At 35.3% G+C, this 22,060-nt stretch carries 19 protein-coding genes; 13 read left to right on the plus strand and 6 right to left on the minus strand.

Annotated features, from left to right (window positions below; genetic code table 11):
* Window positions 1-380 precede the first annotated feature (380 nt).
* From MHI02_RS06990 to MHI02_RS07005, 4 genes are all read left to right on the plus strand, one after another.
* Complete coding sequence (locus tag MHI02_RS06990; RefSeq protein WP_240473186.1) at window positions 381-3,254, plus strand: 2-oxoglutarate dehydrogenase E1 component; 2,874 nt, start codon at window positions 381-383, stop codon at window positions 3,252-3,254.
* On the plus strand, window positions 3,241-4,494 hold the full coding sequence (odhB, locus tag MHI02_RS06995) for a 2-oxoglutarate dehydrogenase complex dihydrolipoyllysine-residue succinyltransferase (RefSeq protein ID WP_060667500.1): 1,254 nt from the start codon (window positions 3,241-3,243) through the stop codon (window positions 4,492-4,494). The genes MHI02_RS06990 and odhB overlap by 14 nt, the downstream gene beginning before the upstream one ends.
* A gap of 357 nt (window positions 4,495-4,851) precedes the next feature.
* Window positions 4,852-6,141 carry an NCS2 family permease gene (locus MHI02_RS07000; protein ID WP_060667499.1) on the plus strand — a complete coding sequence of 430 codons (1,290 nt, stop codon included), beginning with the start codon at window positions 4,852-4,854 and terminating at the stop codon, window positions 6,139-6,141.
* Window positions 6,142-6,458: 317 nt separating this feature from the next.
* Window positions 6,459-7,529 (plus strand): undecaprenyldiphospho-muramoylpentapeptide beta-N-acetylglucosaminyltransferase, encoded by a 1,071-nt coding sequence (locus MHI02_RS07005; protein ID WP_047185254.1) that lies wholly within the window; start codon window positions 6,459-6,461, stop codon window positions 7,527-7,529.
* 45 nt (window positions 7,530-7,574) lie between these two features.
* Here the strand turns inward: MHI02_RS07005 and MHI02_RS07010 are convergent, their stop codons facing one another.
* The 4 genes from MHI02_RS07010 to MHI02_RS07025 all read right to left on the minus strand — a co-directional run bounded on the left by MHI02_RS07010 (window position 7,575) and on the right by MHI02_RS07025 (window position 12,030).
* Complete coding sequence (locus MHI02_RS07010; protein ID WP_047185255.1) at window positions 7,575-8,723, minus strand: Ger(x)C family spore germination protein; 1,149 nt, start codon at window positions 8,721-8,723, stop codon at window positions 7,575-7,577.
* A 5-nt stretch (window positions 8,724-8,728) separates the two neighbouring features.
* On the minus strand, window positions 8,729-9,832 hold the full coding sequence (locus MHI02_RS07015; protein WP_047185256.1) for a GerAB/ArcD/ProY family transporter: 1,104 nt from the start codon (window positions 9,830-9,832) through the stop codon (window positions 8,729-8,731).
* Window positions 9,833-9,840: 8 nt separating this feature from the next.
* Complete coding sequence (locus MHI02_RS07020) at window positions 9,841-11,343, minus strand: spore germination protein (RefSeq protein ID WP_084824070.1); 1,503 nt, start codon at window positions 11,341-11,343, stop codon at window positions 9,841-9,843.
* Window positions 11,344-11,475: 132 nt separating this feature from the next.
* Window positions 11,476-12,030, minus strand: coding sequence for a beta-class carbonic anhydrase (locus tag MHI02_RS07025; protein WP_047185258.1), 555 nt, complete (start codon window positions 12,028-12,030; stop codon window positions 11,476-11,478).
* Window positions 12,031-12,210: 180 nt separating this feature from the next.
* On the opposite strand from MHI02_RS07025, the gene MHI02_RS07030 reads away from it, so the two are divergent.
* The 3 genes from MHI02_RS07030 to MHI02_RS07040 all read left to right on the plus strand — a co-directional run bounded on the left by MHI02_RS07030 (window position 12,211) and on the right by MHI02_RS07040 (window position 15,152).
* Entirely contained in the window at window positions 12,211-13,053 is an 843-nt protein-coding gene (locus MHI02_RS07030; RefSeq protein ID WP_341165785.1) for a S1C family serine protease, read from the plus strand.
* Between the two features lie 207 nt (window positions 13,054-13,260).
* The gene (gene sigI / locus MHI02_RS07035; protein ID WP_060667494.1) at window positions 13,261-13,989 is read left to right on the plus strand and encodes an RNA polymerase sigma-I factor; all 729 of its coding nucleotides are present in this window, start codon (window positions 13,261-13,263) and stop codon (window positions 13,987-13,989) included.
* Window positions 13,986-15,152 (plus strand): anti-sigma factor domain-containing protein, encoded by a 1,167-nt coding sequence (locus MHI02_RS07040; RefSeq protein ID WP_047185261.1) that lies wholly within the window; start codon window positions 13,986-13,988, stop codon window positions 15,150-15,152. The genes sigI and MHI02_RS07040 overlap by 4 nt, the downstream gene beginning before the upstream one ends.
* Window positions 15,153-15,319: 167 nt before the next feature.
* On the opposite strand, the gene MHI02_RS07045 is transcribed toward MHI02_RS07040, so the two are convergent.
* On the minus strand, window positions 15,320-15,553 hold the full coding sequence (locus tag MHI02_RS07045) for a YhdB family protein (RefSeq protein WP_047185262.1): 234 nt from the start codon (window positions 15,551-15,553) through the stop codon (window positions 15,320-15,322).
* A 169-nt stretch (window positions 15,554-15,722) separates the two neighbouring features.
* On the opposite strand from MHI02_RS07045, the gene MHI02_RS07050 reads away from it, so the two are divergent.
* From MHI02_RS07050 to MHI02_RS07075, 6 genes are all read left to right on the plus strand, one after another.
* Window positions 15,723-16,475, plus strand: coding sequence for a YhcN/YlaJ family sporulation lipoprotein (locus tag MHI02_RS07050; protein ID WP_047185263.1), 753 nt, complete (start codon window positions 15,723-15,725; stop codon window positions 16,473-16,475).
* Between the two features lie 103 nt (window positions 16,476-16,578).
* Complete coding sequence (locus MHI02_RS07055; RefSeq protein WP_047185264.1) at window positions 16,579-17,952, plus strand: dipeptidase; 1,374 nt, start codon at window positions 16,579-16,581, stop codon at window positions 17,950-17,952.
* 23 nt (window positions 17,953-17,975) lie between these two features.
* Window positions 17,976-18,737, plus strand: coding sequence for a (S)-benzoin forming benzil reductase (locus MHI02_RS07060; RefSeq protein ID WP_047185265.1), 762 nt, complete (start codon window positions 17,976-17,978; stop codon window positions 18,735-18,737).
* A gap of 141 nt (window positions 18,738-18,878) precedes the next feature.
* On the plus strand, window positions 18,879-18,989 hold the full coding sequence (locus tag MHI02_RS07065) for a YjcZ family sporulation protein (protein ID WP_047185266.1): 111 nt from the start codon (window positions 18,879-18,881) through the stop codon (window positions 18,987-18,989).
* Window positions 18,990-19,302: 313 nt separating this feature from the next.
* On the plus strand, window positions 19,303-20,052 hold the full coding sequence (gene map, locus MHI02_RS07070; RefSeq protein ID WP_047185267.1) for a type I methionyl aminopeptidase: 750 nt from the start codon (window positions 19,303-19,305) through the stop codon (window positions 20,050-20,052).
* Window positions 20,053-20,199: 147 nt separating this feature from the next.
* On the plus strand, window positions 20,200-20,967 hold the full coding sequence (locus tag MHI02_RS07075) for a cobalamin-binding protein (RefSeq protein WP_060667489.1): 768 nt from the start codon (window positions 20,200-20,202) through the stop codon (window positions 20,965-20,967).
* Between the two features lie 26 nt (window positions 20,968-20,993).
* Here MHI02_RS07075 and MHI02_RS07080 read toward each other — a convergent pair whose 3' ends face one another.
* Window positions 20,994-21,866, minus strand: a complete 873-nt coding sequence (locus MHI02_RS07080; RefSeq protein ID WP_047185269.1) for a cation diffusion facilitator family transporter — start codon at window positions 21,864-21,866, stop codon at window positions 20,994-20,996.
* Window positions 21,867-22,060: the final 194 nt, after the last annotated feature.

The raw sequence follows: 22,060 nt of genomic DNA on the forward strand, positions 1-22,060 counted from the left end.
TTTCGTATTATTGATTATCTTTAGGAACTCCCGGTTTTGCTTCATATCCTGATTGGAAAATAGAAACTAGAAATGTAAGAGCTACCCCTAAAATTAAAGCTAACTTCATATATATTTCCTCCTTTATATAGATGCTATTATAATATAGTATAAATCAAAACGGTTTCAATGTTAACTAAAAATCAACATGAAATATAAATTGAATATTTAGTTATATTTCGTATAATATACAATAATTACGACAATTCATTTTCTTTACAAATATCGTGTGGATTTATTGTATCCATCCATAAAATAATGTATATTATTGGTGAAGGGCAGTATCAATCAATTATAAACCGTTTACAAAAACGGAGAAAGTATTTATGGGGGTATTCATCGTGGTAGTAGGATTGGAAGAATCTGCTAGAGGATTTTGGGAACAATTTTATGGCCCAAATATTGGGTATGTACAGCAACAATATGAATTATTTAAAAAAGATCCTGAAGCTGTCGAACCATCAATCAGGGAAATATTTGAAAAATATGGTTCACCTGAGAAGCTAAATCAGCAAAATATAGAAAATTCAACAAACATAGCGACTCCTAATGCTCCTTCGAATTTTGATGTGAAAAAGCTAACCTCAGCATTGAAACTTGTTGAGGCTATTCGTCGTTATGGTCATTTAGAAGCTGATATATACCCTGTATATCAACATAAAGACCCAATGTCCCATGAGATTGATCCGGAAACATATGGTATTACAGAAGAAGATTTAAGAAATATGCCAGCTAATTGGCTATGGGAACAATCCCCAGCTGGAGTTGAAAATGGTTTAGATGTATACAATACATTGAAGAAATATTATACAGGAACCATTACATTTGAGTATGATCATGTAAACAACGATGAGGAAAGAAAATGGTTATTTGATTTAATCGAATCTGGCAATGCTAGATTAGAATTATCAAAGGAAGAGAGAATTCAATTACTAGAGCGATTAGCTCATGTAGAAGGTTTCGAATTATTTCTACAAAAAACATTTGTAGGGCAGAAACGATTCTCAATCCAAGGTCTAGAAATGATGGTACCAATGTTAGATGAACTAGTTAATTTTGGTAATCAAGATAATGTAGAAGATATTATGATGGGTATGGCACACCGTGGACGCCTTTCCGTTCTTGCACATGTGCTTGGAAAACCAATCGATAAGATTTTCTCTGAATTTCATCATTCATCAGATAAAGAATTAATACCTTCTGATGAAAGCTCAAGGAAAATTAATTATGGATGGACAGGTGATGTTAAGTATCACTTTGGCGCTCAAAGAATAGTTAAAAATGGAGATCACACAACAAGAGTAACTTTAGCTCATAATCCATCACACTTAGAGTTTGTAAATCCAATTGTAGAAGGTTTGGCTCGAGCTGCACAAGATGATAGAAGTAAAGCAGGCTATCCAAAACGTGATGTTGATAAAGCATTTAGTGTACTTATTCATGGAGATGCTGCATTTATCGGAGAAGGCGTTGTAGCGGAAACACTAAACTTAAGCGGATTACCTGGATATCATACTGGTGGTACTGTTCATATTATAGCTAATAACCTATTAGGTTATACAACGGATCGAGAAGATGGCCGTTCTACTAGGTATGCTAGCGATATGGCTAAAGGTTTTGAGATTCCAATTATTCGCGTCAATGCAGATGATCCTATTTCTTGTATGTCCGCAATTAAAATTGCCTATGAATACCGTAAAAAATTTAAAAAGGATTTTTTAATAGATTTAGTAGGTTACCGTCGTTATGGTCATAATGAAATGGATGAACCAAGGACGACACAACCTTTACTTTATAAAGAAATAGATAATCGTCCTTCCGTAACGTATGTATATGCTGCCTCATTGGAAAAAAACGGATATATTAATGAAGGTGACATAAAGCAGATTACGGATAAAGTAGAACAAGAGTTTCGCGAAATATATAATAGTATGATTGAAAATGACTCGGTAGATTCAGAACCGACCCCAATGCCAAGTGTTTTAAGAAACGGTTTAAATAAATTTGAAACTGGCGTCGAACTAGAATCATTGAGGAAACTTAATAAAGATTTGTTAAAACGGCCTGAAGGTTTTAAAGGATTTAAGAAAACAGAAAGAATATTAAAACGTCGTGAAGATGCCCTTGAAGAGGGAAATAAAGCGGATTGGGGAACGGGTGAAGCATTAGCATATGCTTCCATACTAAAAGATGGAATTCCAATTCGTATCACTGGTCAAGATACCGAACGTGGTACCTTTGCCCATCGTCATATGGTGCTTTATGATGTAGAAACTGGTGAAAAGTATTGTCCGTTACATGGAATTGAGGATGCTAAAGCAACATTCGAAATTAGAAATAGTCCACTTTCTGAAGTAGCTGTACTAGGATTCGAATATGGATATAGCATTCATTCTCCAGAGACATTAGTTATATGGGAAGCTCAATTTGGAGACTTTGCCAATGTGGCGCAAGTAATGTTTGACCAATTTATTTCTTCTGCCCGTGCAAAATGGGGAGATAAATCGAATCTAGTAATGTTACTTCCGCATGGATTTGAAGGTCAGGGACCAGAACACTCTAGTGCTCGTCTAGAAAGATTTTTGCAAATGGCTGCAGAAAATAACTGGATTATTGCTTATCCTACATCATCTGCACAATTCTTCCATTTAATACGCCGACAAGCTAAATTAGGTGGGGAAGATGTTGCGAGACCGTTAGTTGTTATGACACCTAAGAGTAGTATGATTCGTAATCCAAGAATGGCATCTGAAGCAGCAGAATTTACAGATGTTAAATTTAAATCATTGAGAAACCAGCCAAACTTTGCAATAAGCAAAGATGCAAAACGTTTATTAATTGGTACCGGTAAGATCATGGTAGATATTGAAGAAACAATGGATGGATCAAGTGAAAACTACGACTGGTTACGTATCGTTCGACTTGAACAAATTTACCCATTCCCTCAGAAAGAATTAGAAGAGATTATTAATGAACTTCCAAATCTAGAAGAAATTGTTTGGGTTCAAGAGGAACCAAGAAACATGGGAGCATGGGACTTTGTCGATGATTATGTACGTCCGTTATTAAAGGATGGTCAAAAAATACGTTATATTGGTCGTCCGGATCGATCAGCACCAGCTGTAGGACTTCCAAACGTGCATAAATTTGAACAAAATCAAATTATACAACAAGCAATTAACCCTGAAGGAGGAAAATCCAGTGCAAGAAATTAAAATTCCAGAACTCGCAGAATCAATTACAGAAGGTACTATCGCAGAATGGCTTGTAAAAGTAGGGGATAAGATAGAAAAGGGAGACCCTATTGTAGAACTTGAAACTGATAAAGTAAACGTTGAAGTAAACTCAGATTTTTCAGGGGTAATTACAGAGGTTCTTCAAGAAGAAGGTAACGATGTAGCAGTTGGAGATGTTATTGCTAAATTAGACGAAAATGGAACGGCAGGAGCCGCACCGGCTAAAGCTGAAGCTCCTCAAAAAGAAGAAACAAAGGCTGCACCAGCTACTGAGGTAAAAGCTGCTCCACAAGTCCAAGCGGAAGTAGGTAATCAAGCAGACGTTATCGCTACACCTGCTGCTAGAAAACGTGCACGTGAATTAAATATTGATTTAAGTGCGGTGACTGCACGTGATCCACTAGGTCGAGTGCGTCCAGAAGACGTTGAAGCAACCGCACAAGCTAGTGCAGCTCCAAAACAAGAAACAGTGGCGAAGAAAGATGCACCAGCACAAGTTTCTAAACAGGAATTTGATAAACCAGTAGAGCGTATTAAAATGACAAGACGCCGCCAAACAATCGCTAGGAATCTTGTTTCTGTACAGCAAGAATCTGCAATGTTAACTACTTTTAATGAAGTAGATATGACGGCAATTATGAATCTAAGAAAAGAAAGAAAAGATAAATTCGTTGAAAAACACGGTGTAAAACTTGGATTTATGTCATTCTTTACGAAAGCAGTAGTAGGAGCGTTAAAAGAATTCCCATTATTAAATGCGGAAATTCAAGGTAATGAACTTGTAGTGAAAAAATTCTACGATATCGGTATTGCTGTTTCTACGAATGATGGCTTAGTTGTACCAGTTGTTCGTGATGCAGATCGATTATCATTTGCTGGAATTGAAAGAGAAATTGCTGATCTTGGTAAGAAAGCTCGAGATAATAAATTAGGATTAAGTGATTTACAAGGTGGTACGTTCTCCATTACAAATGGTGGAATCTTTGGTTCTATGATGTCTACACCGATTTTAAATGCACCACAAGTAGGGATTTTAGGTATGCACAGTATTCAAAAACGTGCGATGGTAATGCCTGATGACACTATTGAAGTTCGTCCTATGATGTATCTTGCTCTATCTTATGATCACCGAATTGTAGACGGAAAAGAAGCAGTAAGTTTCTTAGTTCGTGTGAAAGAAATGCTAGAAGACCCTGAAACATTATTGTTGGAAGGTTAATCATGTACGAAAACCCTCGTATTGACTTATTGGTTAATACGAGGGTTTTTTTTCTGTTCTTTAGGAAATTATAAAAATAACTCAATAACTAATTCGCGGAATAGCCACGTCCGGCTCCAGCGCCCAGCGACTAGCGAGACTTCCTTCACCTCCGTGCGATAAGTCAACATCGACTCACTTCGTTCGTCGTGTTTCCTTTATCTCCTACGGCTCAGTCCAGTCCGTACGTCGCTAAACGGGCGCTTACGCCTTTGTTCTTTTTGGCAAACTAAAAAGGGCTTTTCCATTGCAATTTATGTTAAAAACGAATATTATATAAAATGTTGGTTTTATTATTCGGAAAGATAGGTGCTTGATATGGAAAATTTCTTTAAACTAAAACAAAACAATACAAATATCCGAACAGAAGTGACTGCGGGAATTACAACTTTTTTAACAATGGCGTATATCATTATTGTTAATCCATCTATTTTATCAGCTGCGGGTGTTCCGTTTGAACAAGTATTTATGGCTACTGTTATCTCTGCAGTTGTTGGAACACTAATGATGGGATTACTTGCCAATTATCCAATAGCGATAGCACCGGGAATGGGATTAAACGCATACTTCACTAGTGTTGTGGTAACACAAGGTTTATCTTATCAAGTTGTTTTTGGAGCGGTGTTTTTAGCCGGAATACTCTTTTTAATATTAACTTTTACTAAATTACGTGAGACAATTATCTCCGCCATTCCTAATTCATTGAAATACGGAATTACGTCTGGAATTGGTTTATTTATTGCATTTGTTGGATTAAAAAATGCGGGAATCATTAGTGCAAATGAAGCAAATGTGATTGGGTTAGGAGATTTGACAAATCCAATGGTTATTTTAGCGATTGTTGGATTATTCATTACTTTAATTTTATATACATTAAAAGTCCAAGGCGCATTATTTTTTGGGATGGTGGCTACGGGTATTATTGCCTTTTTTACCGGGCAATTACACTTTGAGGGAGTCATCGAAACCCCGCCATCCCCTGTATTCTTTGATTTAGACATTGCCGGTGTCTTTGCGAATGGTCTTTATACTGTAATTATTGCATTCTTATTAGTTACACTGTTTGATACAACTGGAACGATGGTAGGTGTAGCTGAACAAGCAGGATATATGAAAAATGGAAAAATGAAGCATGCTAAAGAAGCATTGCTATCAGATGCCACTGCAACAACGGTTGGTTCCATGTTTGGAACAAGTCCTTCTACAGCTTATGTAGAATCTACTTCTGGTGTTGCTGCTGGAGGAAGGACTGGACTTACTTCTGTAGTTGTTGCTATATTGTTTATCTCTTCTATTTTCTTTACTCCTATTATCAAAGTAATTGCAGGTGTTCCGGCGATTACAGCTCCTGTATTGATTATCGTTGGAAGTTTTATGATGGGTGGATTAGCAAAAATAAATTGGCAAGAATTTGAAGAAGCTTTTTCAGCATTTGCTGTTATCCTAATGATGCCCTTTACATCTAGTATTGCAACTGGAATAGCAGTTGGATTTATTATTTATCCTATCCTGAAATTAGTTAGGGGTAAAGGAAAGGATGTTCATTGGATTATTTACGTGTTTGGATTTATTTTTCTACTACAAATGATCTTCTTTCCAATGCATTAAGAACAAAAGCGTAATATAAATTGACTATAAATTGTATAACAATTTGTGGTCAATTTTTTGGATGAAAAAAAAGAATACATACAACGAGATGATTTTCCCTTGCTACTGTAATTTGCGCTATAATAGAATTGATTGCTATTTAGCTCGAATTTTTCTTTTGTCCCACCTAAACGGGCAGTAAAACTCCCACCGATGGGAAGTCTTCTTTATAGAAGATGTTTCACACATAATATAGCATTCCTTTTCTACAAGTAATTTTAAGGCATAGGAATCATGATAACTCATAAGATATTTACGGAAAGAAAGGAAGTACATAAATGAATACGAAACGAATATTATTTACTGGTGGTGGAACGGCCGGACATGTCATTGTAAATTTAGCTCTCATTCCTTACTATCAGGAAAAGGGCTGGGAAATTGATTATATTGGATCACACAACGGAATTGAACGTGATTTAATTACGTCATTAATAGGTGTAACCTATCACCCAATCTCAACAGGAAAATTAAGAAGATATATTTCAAAAGAAAATATTAAGGATCCTTTTAAAGTGCTCAAAGGAACGATGCAAGCTTATCGAATTATTGGGAAGCGAAAGCCATCCGTTATTTTTTCAAAAGGTGGATTCGTGTCCGTGCCAGTTGTAGCGGCTGCCAAGCTTCGTGGTGTTCCCACCATTATCCATGAGTCTGACTATACTCCGGGATTAGCGAATAAACTATCAATTCCATTTGCAAAAAAAGTATTAGCCACATTCCCGGAGACGATGCAGTATTTACCAAAAGATAAATCAGAGCATGTTGGGGCCGTCATTCGCGAGGAACTTTTCCAAGGAAATCGAGAGAATGGATTAAAATTTGCAGGATTGACGAAAGAAAAACCGGTGCTTCTCATCATGGGGGGAAGTGGCGGTTCACAGAAAATTAATGAAACGGTAAGGAATAGTTTATCTAAGCTTTTACATGCGTTTCAAATTATTCATATATGTGGAAAAGAGAAGGTAGATCATTCGATTAAAGAAAAAGGGTATGTTCAATTTGAATATATTAATGAAGAATTAAAAGATATATTTGCTGCAACAGATTTTGTCTTATCAAGGGCTGGATCGAATGCTATTTTTGAATTTTTGGCTTTACGGATTCCCATGTTACTTATTCCTCTCTCTAGAGCAGCTAGTAGGGGAGACCAAATTGTGAATGCCAGGTCTTTTAAAAATAAAAACTATGCTCAAGTGTTAGAGGAAGAGGAATTGACAGAAGAGAAGTTAGTGGAAGAACTACTCCAGTTGAAAAAAGTTGCACCAGTCATGATGGATCAGATGAAAGAGTTTAAAAGTGAAAAAGCACGTGACCGAGTTATTGAAATTATTAAGGAAGTAAGAAAATAATTAGACTAAACATCCCTTGTTAAGCCTAACAAGGGATGTATTATTTTAATCTATTGTTCCGGTATGCATAATATCTACTTTTACATTAAAGTCCACAGATATTCTTGGATATTTCTCATCCCACTCATTTTCCGTTATTAATTTTTCCCTTTTGTTTATTCGATATATCTTACCATATCCGAATGGATCGGCATTAACTTCTTGTGTTTTTTTTAGTAATTCCTCATATTCCTTTTTAAACTGTTTTTCTAATGCTTTTTCAAGCGCTTTTGTAACCTCTCTTTTGTTTATTCTAAGCTCCTCGTATAATTCTGACAAATCTATTGTCATATGAATATCCGTTTGATACGTTAAATCTTTTATGCTTTTCATTTTTGTCTTACTCTTTCCCTTAATGATAAGGAAATTTAATGGAACATCTTCCTCCATGCTATGGTCGTGTTGGATTAGAGGAGATTTGTCAAGATATTTTTCAACAGGTTTTGACGGTATAGTCATTTCTAATGGTGTATTTTTTACACCATCTATTATCATCTTCAATAATAGCCCTTCTTTAAGAGATATTTCCAATGCTAGGTGATCATTATGAAAAACACCCAATCCTTTTAGGGCGGGTACCTCACCCTTTAAACCAATGATAGGTAATACTCCATCCTGACCCGTTGTTGCGGATCTTCGTGAAGAAAATTGCAGGGAAGAGGAAGGAATATTTCCCGATTTTGTTTCTTTTCCAAGTAATTCATCTAAAAACCTTCCAATCGAGGCTGCTTCTTCGGAATCTGCATAAAATATTTCTTTTGCGGTTTCTTCTGCAACCGCAAGTTTCATCGTATCAGATGTGAGTGCATCCCGTGCGGAAGCCATTATATATGTACTTATCCCTCTTTTAGCAATTTCCTTTCCATAAATTTCCACTTTAAGTTGACCTTCTCTTAATTTAAAACTAACTTGTCTTGCAATTACTTCCCTTGCCCCTTTTAGCGTTTTACCCTCTCCTGAAACGGTGCCATATATGCTGTCTGCTTGAGGATCAAATCGTATGAAATTAACCGTTTTTTCAATTTTGTCATCTTCCGCCACATCAATTCCACGTGCAGTAATAATGGCGAGATCCTCAATTACCTCTTTTTCAATACAACCAACAAGGAAAACTAAATACAACCCTATTAAACCAATGTGAATTTTTTTTCGCATGATAATCACTTCCTATTTTCCAAGAGTCGTTTTTTTATTAGAACGATAGGCAATAGGATGAATGGATAAACATACACAAGCCAAAATCCCAATTGAGCTGAGAGGTTAATAACTTTTTGTATTAAAAAATGTTCATAAAAAAATGGGCTAGCTGCAAGTGAGATGAGAGAAGCGATATAAAGTGTATATCTCTGAGGTATTTTATACATTCGTTTCATCCCATACGTTATTCCCCACATAAGTATAATCATATTTGGGATAATAATGATCAACCAGCTGGCTACAATGATAAAGTCAAACCTTTCAATAAATGAAAAAGTTTGAAGCTTATATAAAATAAGTAAAACCCATTGCTCGATACTTATTTCACGGTAACTTAAATATCCCATAACGACCATCGTGATAAATAAGGTGATAATGGTTGTCCAACTAGTAGCTAGAAATAGAGGGAACGTAATCTTTTTTTTGTTTTTTATGAATGGATATAGGACTAATATAATTTCAAAACCTAGGAATGAATATCCACTCAGTTTTGCTCCTTCTAATAAGTTAGGTAATGGCGTTTCAAATAATGGTTGAAGGTGGGTTAAATCTATTTGTAATGTAGGTTGAATAAGTGGAAGGAAAATCCAATTGGAATAAATACCTAAAACGGTACAAACTCCCACAATAACCCGGATCCCGCCAAGAACGCTATAAATGACTAAACAAAGGATTAAAAAGCTCAATGCAAAAATGGAAATATTCGGGAAAATAAAGACCCTAACAATCTCAATGTATGTAATTAGTACAGAGAACATGCTAATAGCAAAGTGTATGATGAATACCATTCCTATTAATTTTCCAACCCATTTTCCGAAAATGTCTACATGGATTCCAAAAATATCGGAACTATCATACTGTTTGAGAATAAGTATCATTGCAATAAGGACACAAACAATATAAGCGTAAGCTATAAGAATGGAGATCCATGAGTCTTGAAGGGTTTCCATGATAACAAGCCTTGGAAACCCAATTAAACCAACTCCGATTTGAATAGATACAACAACGAAGAAAATATAAAAAGCTTGTATTTGTAAATTATCTTTAATTTTAATATTTATATCCATCGTTCCACCTACTCATCAATATCCTTTTTCTGTTTAGCTTTTTCTCGACTATAGCGAATTAATTCTTTTGGACGGTATGACTTAAATCGCTTATTTTCAAATTGTGGTGGTAAGCGAAAAAGTGCTTTATTAAAGTCTTGAAATCTCAATGGATAAACAGGGGATAAATAAGGTCTGCCTAGTGACGTTATCTTTAATAAGTGAATGACTAAGAAACAAAGTCCGAATGCCAGTCCTACCATCCCCAAAACTCCACCAAGTATGATCATTGGGAATCGTATGGCTCTAGCTGCTGTACCCATCAAATAATTGGGTGCTGAAAACGATGCTAAAGCACTAAGAGCAACAAAGATGATCAGAACATTACTTGTAATTCCTGCTTCAACAGCTGCTGTCCCTACAACTACACCACCAACGATACCAATGGTTTGGCCAATTTTAGTTGGGAGTCGTGCTCCAGATTCTCGGAGTAATTCAATTATGAATTCTAAAATCAAAACTTCAACTATTGGTGTAAACGGTACTCCTGCCCTTGATTGACCTAAGTTTATTAACAATGGTATAGGAATAATTTCATAATGAAACGTTACTGCCGCTACGTATAATGGTGTCATAATCGTAGAAAGAATAAATGAAATAAATCGTAATGCTCTTAAAATAGTTCCAATATTCCAACGCATATAAAGATCTTCGGTTGATTCAAAAAAACTAAAAAATGTCGTTGGTGCAATGAAAGCTGTAGGACTATTTTCAACTAATACACCAATTCTTCCGCGATTAATGCTGTAACTAAAACGATCTGGCAATTCTGTTGTCAGGAACTGCGGAAAAATAGTAGAAGTTGAATCCTCTAAATATTGCATTAATACGGAACTATCATCTACTACATCTATTTCCAACTCACTTATTCTTTGTTTCATCGTATTAATATCTGTTTCATTAGCCACAGACTTCAGGTAAATGAGTCGTACTTCGCGTGGTTCTAGTTCCCCAACCAAGAAACTTTCGAGAACTAAGTCTTTCGATCTTATCGTCCACCGAACAATATTCAAGTTCGTAACCAGTGACTCTGTAAAGCCAATTTTAGGTCCTAATACAACCGATTCCGTTTCCGACTGTTCTAAAGAACGTTTTTCTTTTTTTAATAAAAGATAGCCAATAACACTATCTTCTCCTTCTACATAGATAAATACCCCACCAATTAATAAATCCGTCAGTATCTCATCAAGTGATTGGAGTGTTTTTCCATTGCTTAAAGGAATTTCGTTTAAAATAGTAGAATTATTCCATTTCATATCTTTCTCAAGAAGGGGCGTTAATAAATATTCCTCCATCATGTTTCCCTGAACCTGGTAATCAATATAGAAAATTAGCGCTTTTTTACCCTTATTTTCAAATTTAGAAATAGAAAGGTCTGGGTTGTTTTCAAATTTACTATTTAATAATTCTTCTAGATCTTTAACGGTGATTGGAAAAATATTATCTTTTTTCATAAACCGATTTTTTCTCATTCGCATGCCCTCCACGTCGTGAAGCTTCATTGGTATAGTATGCGGAGGAGGGAAGCATTTTATGTAAAAAACAAAAAAACTATCGCAAACATTTTGCGATAGTTTTTTTGTTTTTACTTATTAATTCTCTTATTAGTCTTCTCTAGTAACTACATCCACTTTCCCGGTACCTGGATCGATTACAAGTCCGTGAACTTTAATTCCTTTAGGTAAAAGTGGGTGGTTACGTATTATTTCTACACTCTGTTCTACAGATTCTTCAACTGTATTAAATCCATGGAATTCATCATCAAAATCAATTCCTGAGTGCTTTAGTGTGTCAATCGTCTCTTGTTTAATTCCACGTTCTATCATATTATCTGTTAAAGCATCAACATTTACATGCGACATCCCACAATCATGATGGCCAATGACAACTACTTCATCAGCTTTTAAATTATAGATTGCAACTAAAATACTCTTCATAATACTATCAAAAGGTTTTCGGATGATGGCACCAGCATTTTTCACCATTTTTACATCACCATTTTGAATATTCAAGGAGCGTTGTAATAATTCAATCAGCCTTGATTCCATACAGGTGAAAATAACCATCTTTTTATTAGGATATGTATCCGTTGTGTATGCTTCGTATTCTTTGCTTTCAACGAATTTCCTATTAAATTCTAACATTTCATCAAGATGCATTTTGATCAACTCCATTTCTTTAATAAAATAATATCAGATTTTGTGAGAAAGTCGTAACAATTTTATCTTGATAATATTAATTAACGTCTAACAGAATTAAAAAATAACATGTGGTATAATGAAAATAGATATGGAAGAACCATTTTTAAACGAATGAACGTATATTGCTCGAGGTGATATATGGATAAAAAAATGAATGATAAAACAGATATTATGGATGAAGATTTATATGAAGAAATCGATGATGACGAGTTGTATGAACTGGTCCAAGAAGAACGAAGAAAAGCTTTAGAAAGAGAGAAAATGAGAAAGCACAAGTCACCAAAACGCCCATTTCCGAAATGGGCGTTTTGGCTAATTGCAGTTATGATGGCTTTTAGTCTGTTTTCTACGATTCCTGAAACGTTTTCCATCCCTGCAATCGACTTTTTAAAGACATCAGCAACTTTGTCTAAGGATGAAGATATTCAACAATACAAAAAGGCAGTAGTAGTTGTAGAATCTGAAAATAGTAAGGGGACTGGGTTTGCTATTTCAAGTGATGGGCTTATATTAACGAATCATCACGTCATCGAAAATAAAGATGAAATCGTAGTGGCCTTTCCAGATAATGGTCTTTTTGAAGCAGAAATAGTAACGGCATATCCTTCCATTGATATGGCTTTGTTAAAAGTTGAAGGAGAAGACTTACCATATTTAACCTTATCAGATACTTCCTTTGCTCAGGAAGAAGAAATACAGTTTATTGGAAATCCATTACGATTTAATGGAATCGCTAATGAAGGACACATTGTTGGCACTACCATGTTAAAGGATTGGGAAGAAAACGTGGTGATGATTAACGCCCCTGTCTATCGCGGAAATAGTGGAAGTCCTGTCTTAAATCGGAATGGAGAGGTAATTGGAGTTATTTTTGCGACTTTAGATGATAAATCACACGGTAAAGTTGGATTGTTTGTACCGATTCAATTATTATATCACTATTATGAAATAAATGGTCATGGATATTTAAATAAAATGTAATGTTTTTGAGATAGCTTCTCTACATTGGTTGCGATACGATAGGGTATGTCGAAGTGGATCGAAAAATGTCGTGACACGAATTAGAAAATGGTGGAATGAAAATGTTAGTTTCTCTAGTAAATCAAATAAATAATAATAGTATGAAACCACACCCAAAAAGTTTCTGTATACTACGAAAAATATATTATCAGGGGGTGCTCCTGTTTAATGATTAATAAAACAGTACAAGAAAAACCCCTTGAGCAGTTGATTATTTCTGCGCAAAATGGAGATACAGAAGTACACAATTATCTGTTAAAAACGTATCAACCATTTGTAGCAAAATGTGTTTCGGATGTTTGTAAACGATATATCAATCCCCAGCACGATGATGAATTCAGTATAGGATTAACAGCTTTTAATGATGCGATTTTTTCCTATTCGATTGAAAAAGGTAGTTCATTTTTGAATTTCGCGAGCATTGTCATCAAACGGAAAGTGATTGATTATATTCGTTACAGTCAAAAGGGCGTTAAAACAGTTTCTATTGATGAGGATTTTGATGATGATCAATTGGAAAACCCTACCGAAATCCGTATTGCTAAGGAGCATTATCAAGAAAAAGAAAATGCGGCCATGTTAAGGGATGAAATTGAAGAATTTAAGAAAAAGCTCTCAGAGTACAAATTAAGTCTTATGGAGCTTACAGAAGTTTCTCCAAAACATAATGATGCAAGAGAATCGGCTGTTCGAACGGCACGTATTTTATATGCGGATAAAGATTTGCGAGAATATGTTTGGAAAAAGAAAAAACTGCCGATTAAAGGGCTTTCCAAGCAGGTGGATGTAAGTAAAAAAACATTAGAACGTAACCGAAAATTCATTTTGGCCATTTTTATTGTTCTAAGTGAAGATTTTATATATTTGAAGGACTATCTTAAGGGTGTGGGTCTGTGAAAAAAGGAATTATACTCGAACGACATCGAAAATATACTATCTTAATGACGAAAGATGGGGCTTTTTTAAAAGGGAAAGTTTACGTAAAGGATGCACAAATAGGTGATGAGGTTGTATTTGAACCAATTTACCCAAAGAGGTTTTTTTTCCTATCCAAAAATAATAAAAGGCATTTACCAGCTAGAATATTAACGGTTGCATGTATCGTACTGGTTTGTCTTTTTCTTCCCTTTTATTTTTCCCCAAACGATAAAACGTATGCGTATGTTACAGTCGATATTAACCCTAGTATAGAATTAGAGGTAGATGAAAATTATACTGTACGAAAAATACATGCTATGAATGATGATGCAGAACAAATAATGGGAGAATTAACGAATTATTTAAACGAAAATTTGGAAACAGTCATTCAGATGATTATGAATACAAGTGAGGAAAATGGGTTAATAAACAACGGGAAAAATATATTAGTTGGAATAAGTTATATGGATGAAGAAAAAACAGATGATGAACAAAAGATTTTAAAGGAAATTGAAAACCATTTTGAGGAAAATAAACCTGATTGGAATCTTGCTGCTTTTAATGTTCCGAAAGATATTCGTGACTTGGCAAACGAACAAGAGACGTCAATGAATAAACTGATGGCTAAACAATTGATTATTGGCCAAGAACCGGAATCTATTCAATCTCTTCAAAATGAGGATTTTCTTGATATTTCAGAAGTAGAAATCATGGATACTTTCTTTAAATCTACAGATAATGCGGAAGAGAAAACAGATGAAGAAGAGATAGTAAATGAAGAGGAACCACAGGAAGATCATGAAGAAGAAATGGAAAATGATGAAAATGTTGAAATGAACGATGACATCAACGATGAAACGAACGAGGAAGTTAATACCCCTAATCCACCCCAGGAATCTGAAGTTGAAGAACATACGGAAACCAATGAGGAAGAAAATATACCAACTGATGAAGATTCAAAGGAAGACCCACATCCAAGTGAATTAAAAGGTAAAAATGGCGAGATTAATTCTAACGGTAATAATATAAAAAAGAATAGCGATCAACATCCAAGTCAAAATAAAAAGGATAATGATCAGGCCAATTGGAAGGATGAAAATCATCCGAGTAATCAAAAAGGAAAGAACGGAAATAATGAATAAACATGAAAGGAAAAGCAAATTATTGCTTTTCCTTTTAATTTTCCAGCTTCAGCGCTAAAGCCGTAGCAAGATCCTTCACCTCATGACACGATAAAGAAGACTTGCCGATGGTGAAACCTGAGGCTTAGTCGCACTTATACCCTTGAGGTGAAAGTCGCTCCGCTTTTCTATACTTCCATCGTCATAGTAGGTGTTTGTTTCATTGCATGGTCTATATAATAAAGAAGGTTGTCATGGGATTCCATTACCTTCTGCTGATCAAGGGAATATCGGTAAGAATGCAGAAAATGCTGGATCTTTTTGGAAAGCATATCATCTTTTGTTCGTACCATCAATACAAGTAAATCATCCCATTGTCCCCAAAGCGTATAATATAAGGCTTTGTCATAATCAGGCACCATTTTACCCCTCCTTAACATTCAGGGTTACTACTATCATGCCCATTGTTAAGGTAACATGTGTATTTTAGTTTATGGTTGGATTACCAGAAATAGTATCAACATTTATCGAATATTGTTCTCCTTAGGAATCATACTATGACTGATTCATAATCAAAAGGAGGAAACAAATTTGAAGAAAAAGCTCTTATCTGGCGCAGTTGTTGTAACAATGGCTTTAGTGGGATGTCAAGCGGGGGATCAAGGAGCCGCTCCTGGTAATATGGATCAAAACAGGAATAACACTGGTGACGGAATGACCAACGTTCGTAACTACACATTAGAACGCGATGCAGATCGTTTCCAAAACCGTGATAATCGATATTTAACCAATAATGATATATTTAATAATGACAATGGAAATCGAGTAGGAGATCGAAACGATGGTTTCCGTAATGTCGCAGATCGAAATGACGGCGTTCGTAATGTTGGGGACCGAAATGATGGCGTTCGTAACAATAACAATACTCGTTATGAAGTATCCAAAGAAGCAGCAAATCAAATTTCTAAGAAAGTAAAAGAAATTGATAATGTCTATGTATTAACCACGGATAATAACGCATATGTTGCTGCGGAATTAGATACAGACAACAATAACAACAATAACGGTAACAACAACAATAACAATATTAACAACAATAATGTTAATAACAATGATAATGACATGTTTGATGATCAATTATCAGATCATGTCAAAAAAGAAATATCAGATATTGTTCGTTCAGTTGACAACGATATAGACAATGTTTACGTCTCCACAAACCCAGATTTCTTTAATTTAGCAAATAATTATTCGAATGATGTTGACCGTGGTAAACCAGTGGAAGGATTCTTTGACCAATTTGGTAATATGATTGAACGCCTATTCCCACAGAATAAAAGGTAAATAAAACTTCTTGCAAGCAACTAATGATGGTTGCTTGCTTCTTTTTTTATTTTTTTAAAAATATGCTAAAATGAATGAAAACGTTTATGCGGAGGGAAAAAAGATGAGTGAAAAGGCGTTAAAGTATTTGAAAGAACATCAAGAGGAATTAATATCTAAATTGAATGAGTTCTTATCCATTCCTAGTATTAGTACAGACAGTAAATATAGAGATGATGTAAATAAAGCTTGTGATTTCCTTGTTACATATTTGAATGATATACGATTTGAAAAAGTTGAAAAGCAGCAAACGAACGGACATCCGATTGTTTATGCAGAATATAATGGAGCTGGTTCAACTGCACCTACTGTACTGTTTTACGGACATTACGATGTGCAACCGGTAGATCCAATTGACAAATGGGATAGTGATCCTTTTAAACCAGAGATAAGAGATGGAAGACTGTATGCGCGAGGGTCAAGTGATGATAAGGGACAAGTATTTATGCATCTAGCCGTATTTGAGGCATATATGAATACAGAGGGAAGGCTTCCAATTAACGTGAAAGTTTGTATTGAAGGGGAAGAAGAAATTGGTAGTAAGAATTTATATGAAATTTTACAAAGCAAAAAAGAACAATTCCAAGCCGATTTTGCCGTTATTTCAGATTCTGGAATGGTAGCGAAAAATCAACCAACCATTTTATACGGATTAAAAGGGTTTACTGGTATTGAAATTACGGTAACGGGACCGAATCATGATCTTCATTCAGGTATGTACGGTGGTGCAGTAAGAAACCCTATAATGGCTTTAAGTCATATTTTATCCACAATGAAAAATGAAGAGGAAGTCATTACGATTGATGGTTTTTATGATGGTGTTGAGCCATTGACGGATGAAGAAAGGAAACTAATTGCTGAGGTGCCGAGTGAAGACTTTGTGAAGGCGACAGGAATTCCGGAAACAGTTTCGGAAAAAGGATATTCTCCAAAAGAGCATACAATGGGACGACCGACTTTGGAATTAAATGGGATATATGGCGGGTATCAGGGAGAAGGGACCAAGACAATCATCCCTTCATCAGCTACTGCAAAAATTACGTGTCGATTAGTTCCAGGGCAAGATCCAGAAAACATTCAATACTTATTGGAACAACATGTCCATCGTGTAGCGCCAAAAGGTGTTGTAGTAGAAGTGAAAAAAGAAAAATTATCAGCTAAGGCATATAAAGTAGAACCAACACATCCTTTAATTAAAAAGGCGGCTGAAAGTTATACAAAAGCTTTTGGTAAAGAAACCGTCTATATTCGCATGGGTGGTTCGATTCCAGTTGTAGAATGGATAGAAGCTATTTATCAAATTCCAATTGTATTATTAGGGTTTGGTACACCTGAAGATCGATTACATTCCCCAAATGAAAGCTTTCCTATGGATAGTTTGGAAAAGGGAATGGAAACATTAGTTTACTATTGGGATAACGTTAAATCAAAAGAATAAAATGAGGAACAGGGGGAGTAATAGTGACGAAATTCGCCATCATTACTGGTGTTTCAAGAGGGTTAGGAGAAGGTCTAGCAAAGTTATTTTTAGAATCTGGTGTTCACGTTATAGGAATATCAAGAACGAATAATCATAAATTACCAAAAATAGCGGAAGAGAATAATCAAATTTATAAGCATTTTAGTTGTAATTTAAGCGACCCTGACGAAGTAGATGACACTTTTGAACAATTAAAAGATTTCGTTTTCATACCGGAATTAACGGAAGTCTTTCTAATTAATAATGCTGCTGCTGTCGAACCGATGGATCAAGCAATGAATATCAAAAAAGAAGATCTAGTTAATCACATCCATGTGAATATGATAGCTCCTATGTTAATAACGAATTCCTTCCTAAACGAAGCAAATAAGCATGAGCATGTACAAGCTATAGCTGTCGAAGTTACATCAGGAGCAGGGAAACGACCAATTTTTGGATGGAGTACGTATTGTTCTACGAAAGCAGGTATTAATCTGTATACAGAAACCGTTGCCCTGGAACAGGAGGAATTGAACACAGGAAACAAAGTAATTGCATTTAATCCAGGAGTTATGGATACACAAATGCAGGAAACTATTCGGTCGATGGATAAAGGTGCTTTTTTAGATGTGGAACGTTATCGAAAATTAAAAGCGGAAAACCAATTAAACAGTCCCGTTGACGTAGCTAGTGTATTAATTGATATTTTAAATGATGAAGGTGTGATCAATGGGAAATTATATAATATTACAGATTATCTCTGATTATAAACATTATTAGGTGTATAATGTGACTTAGGTGTTCGCCCAAATACTTGATAAATCCTAAGTTTTCTAAAAATCCCTTCCCATTTTGAATTCTAATTGAATATAGTAAATTAGCCTTTAAAAGAGGGAGGGAAAGTTATGAGTAAAGAATTTTTTGGAGGTTTCGGCTCAGGCTTTGCGCTGTTAGTCGTTCTATTTATCCTTCTAATTATTATTGGTACTTCCTATACAGGAGGATGCGTATATTAAGAAAAAATGCAGTGGGTAACCCACTGCATTTTCAAGCTTCTGAGGGACAAAAAAGGTAGGTAGGAGGTTCGGTAAGTGCGACTAACTATCAGTGGGGGATGAAGGAACCCCCCATTGATGGAAGTCGGTCACTAAAGTAAATCCATAAAATCTGCAAGAAGTTTAACTTTATGATAAAATTTATGTGGTATCGATAATTAGTTAGGTATAGCTTTTATATAGAAGTAAGAAGCTAAGAAGTATCTTAGTTGTACTTATGCAGGAGAAAAATTTTATATATTTTCCAATCTGCCAAAAGAAAGGAAGAAGATAGTTGATTACTCGTAAAAGTAAACGTGAAATTGAGAAGATGCAAGCGGCAGGCGATTTGCTTGTTAAAACACATAAAGAAATAGCAAAAATGATTAGACCTGGTATTACAACAATGGAGATTGATGCTTTTGTCGAAGATTTTCTAACTAAGAATGGAGCAACTCCTGAGCAAAAGGGATATAATGGCTATGAATATGCAACATGTGCCTCCATAAACGATGAAATATGTCATGGTTTTCCCCGAAATGAGAAACTGAAAGATGGAGATATCGTAACCATTGATATGGTAGTGAATATAGATGGGGGATTGGCAGATTCAGCTTGGACATATGCAGTTGGAAACGTAGATGAAAAAGGGAAACACTTAATGGCTGTAACAAAAGAATCCCTTTATAAAGGAATTGAGCAGGCACAAGTTGGAAATCGCATTGGTGATATTGGTCATGCTATCCAAACTTTTGCAGAAGCTGAAGGTTTTTCAGTTGTCCGTGACTTTACTGGGCATGGAATTGGCCCTACCCTTCACGAAGATCCACACATCCCACATTTTGGTTTGCCAAATAAAGGAATGCGCCTAAAAGAAGGAATGGTTATTACAATCGAGCCAATGATTAACGAAGGTGATTGGAGAAGTAAGATGGATTCGAACGGTTGGACAGCAAGAACAGTTGATAAAGGCCGTTCTGCACAGTATGAACATACAATTGTCATTACAAAAGATGGTCCACTTATCATAACAGATCAAGATTAGAAAGCTTAACATTCGCTACAGGAAGAAAGTTTACTCTTTTCTTACTGCTAAATAATATATCTATTCAACGTCCAGAAAATGCAGATTTTTAGACCTAGCATTTTCTGGACGTTTCTTTATAAAGTTAAAAATGAGAGGAGAAATTTTATGCGAGTTGTATCGATTTGTCCGAGTAACACAGAGATTGTAGCCTATTTAGGATTAACTAAAGTTTTAGTAGGGGTGGATAATTATTCGGACTGGCCAGCATCTATTCAAAATTTACCAAAGGTTGGTCCAGACCTCTCTATAGATATGGATAAGGTGGAGGATATGAAACCCGATCTTGTACTTGCTTCTTTAAGTGTGCCTGGTATGGAGAAGAACATTAAAGCATTGGATGAAAGAAAGATACCATATATTATTTTAAATCCAAATTCACTCCAAGAGATTGCAAAGGACATTCAAACAGTGGGGGAAGCACTAGGGTTTAGCGACTTAGGTGAAGAAAAGGCTAAACAATTCTTAGGTGATATAGAAGGGATTAGAAATAAATTTCAATCAAATGAGAAAAAAACTAAATTATACTGGGAATGGTGGCCTAAACCAATATTTACTCCAGGTGGATTGAACTGGCTGTCTGAAATTAGTGAAATAGCTGGTGGAGAGAATATTTTCTCATCAGAAAAAGTCGCAAGTGTTCAGACAGATTGGGATGATGTAAAAGAACGAAATCCAGACCATATTTGTATGGTATGGGTGGGGGTGAAAGAGGAAAAAATGCGCCCGGAATTGGTGATCAAAAGACCGGGATGGAGTGAGATGCCAGCAATAAAAAATAAAAAGATTCATGTTTTAGAGGAATCACTATTTTGTAGACCATCCCCAAGATTATTAGATGGATTAAGAAAACTAGTGTCAATTATACATGAATAGTTAAATAGGCTGTTATTTTGAACAGCCTATTTACAGTATGGTTCGATATGGATATGCACATAAGTTATTTTATGTTGGTCATACAAGTAATTTTCAATATCTTCGGTTATGCGATGGCTTTGAATGACATTTAAATTGGGATCAACTAATATGGTTACATCTAAAAGTGATTGATTTCCGTGGATTCTCCCTTTCACATCAATCACTTCTTTTACTTCCTTCACTTTTTCAATACTTGCTTGAATCTCTTTTAATCTATCCTCTTCAAAACCATCTGTCAGAGTGAGGGTTGCTTCCCTGAAAATATCCAAAGCTGTTTTACAAATGATGATTCCCACAACAAAGCCTGCAAGCGGGTCAAGCCAGAATAGTCCAAATTGCGCACCGATAATTCCTACAAATGCTCCAATACTTACTAGAGCATCTGATTTATTATCTTGTGCGGCTGCATTCAATGAGCTACTTTCTATTTTCTTAGCAAGTTTAACATTGAACTGGTAAACAAAAAACATAACAATAGCCGCACCTAGAGCTGTCCAAGCAGTTAATAAATTGGGAGCCTCCGACACTTTATTAGAAATGACTTTTTGGAATGTATCGAAAATAACCTGTATCCCTATAAACGCCATAATAAAAGCTGCAAATAAGGAGGCAATCGTTTCGACCCGGTAATGACCATATGGATGATCGTTATCAGGTGGTTTACGGGAAATTTTCAATCCAACTAAGACGGCTATTGATGCGATAACATCTGTTGCATTATTTAATCCATCAGCACGTAAGGCATCAGAGTCACCAACATAAGCAATAAGCAATTTTATAATAGAAAGAGTGATATAAGCTATTATGCTTATCCATGCTCCTTTTTCAGCCTGCTTTAAGTTATCTGCGTAATTCATCTTATTTCCTCCGCTATGTTGTTACCTAAATTCTCTCATATGTAAATTTCATAGTCTAAAGAAAAGACAGGATATGTAAGAAGTTTAATTATTATGATTACAGGGAATGAAATAAATACCTTACTTATTATGAATCAAAAGTCATCATGTATTTGTAAAAATAAGTGTTGAGATTTTTCTAAAAAATTATTATA

The organism is Oceanobacillus sp. FSL K6-0118 (assembly GCF_038006665.1).
In the GTDB taxonomy this organism is placed as follows: Bacteria; Bacillota; Bacilli; order Bacillales; family Amphibacillaceae; genus Oceanobacillus; species Oceanobacillus caeni.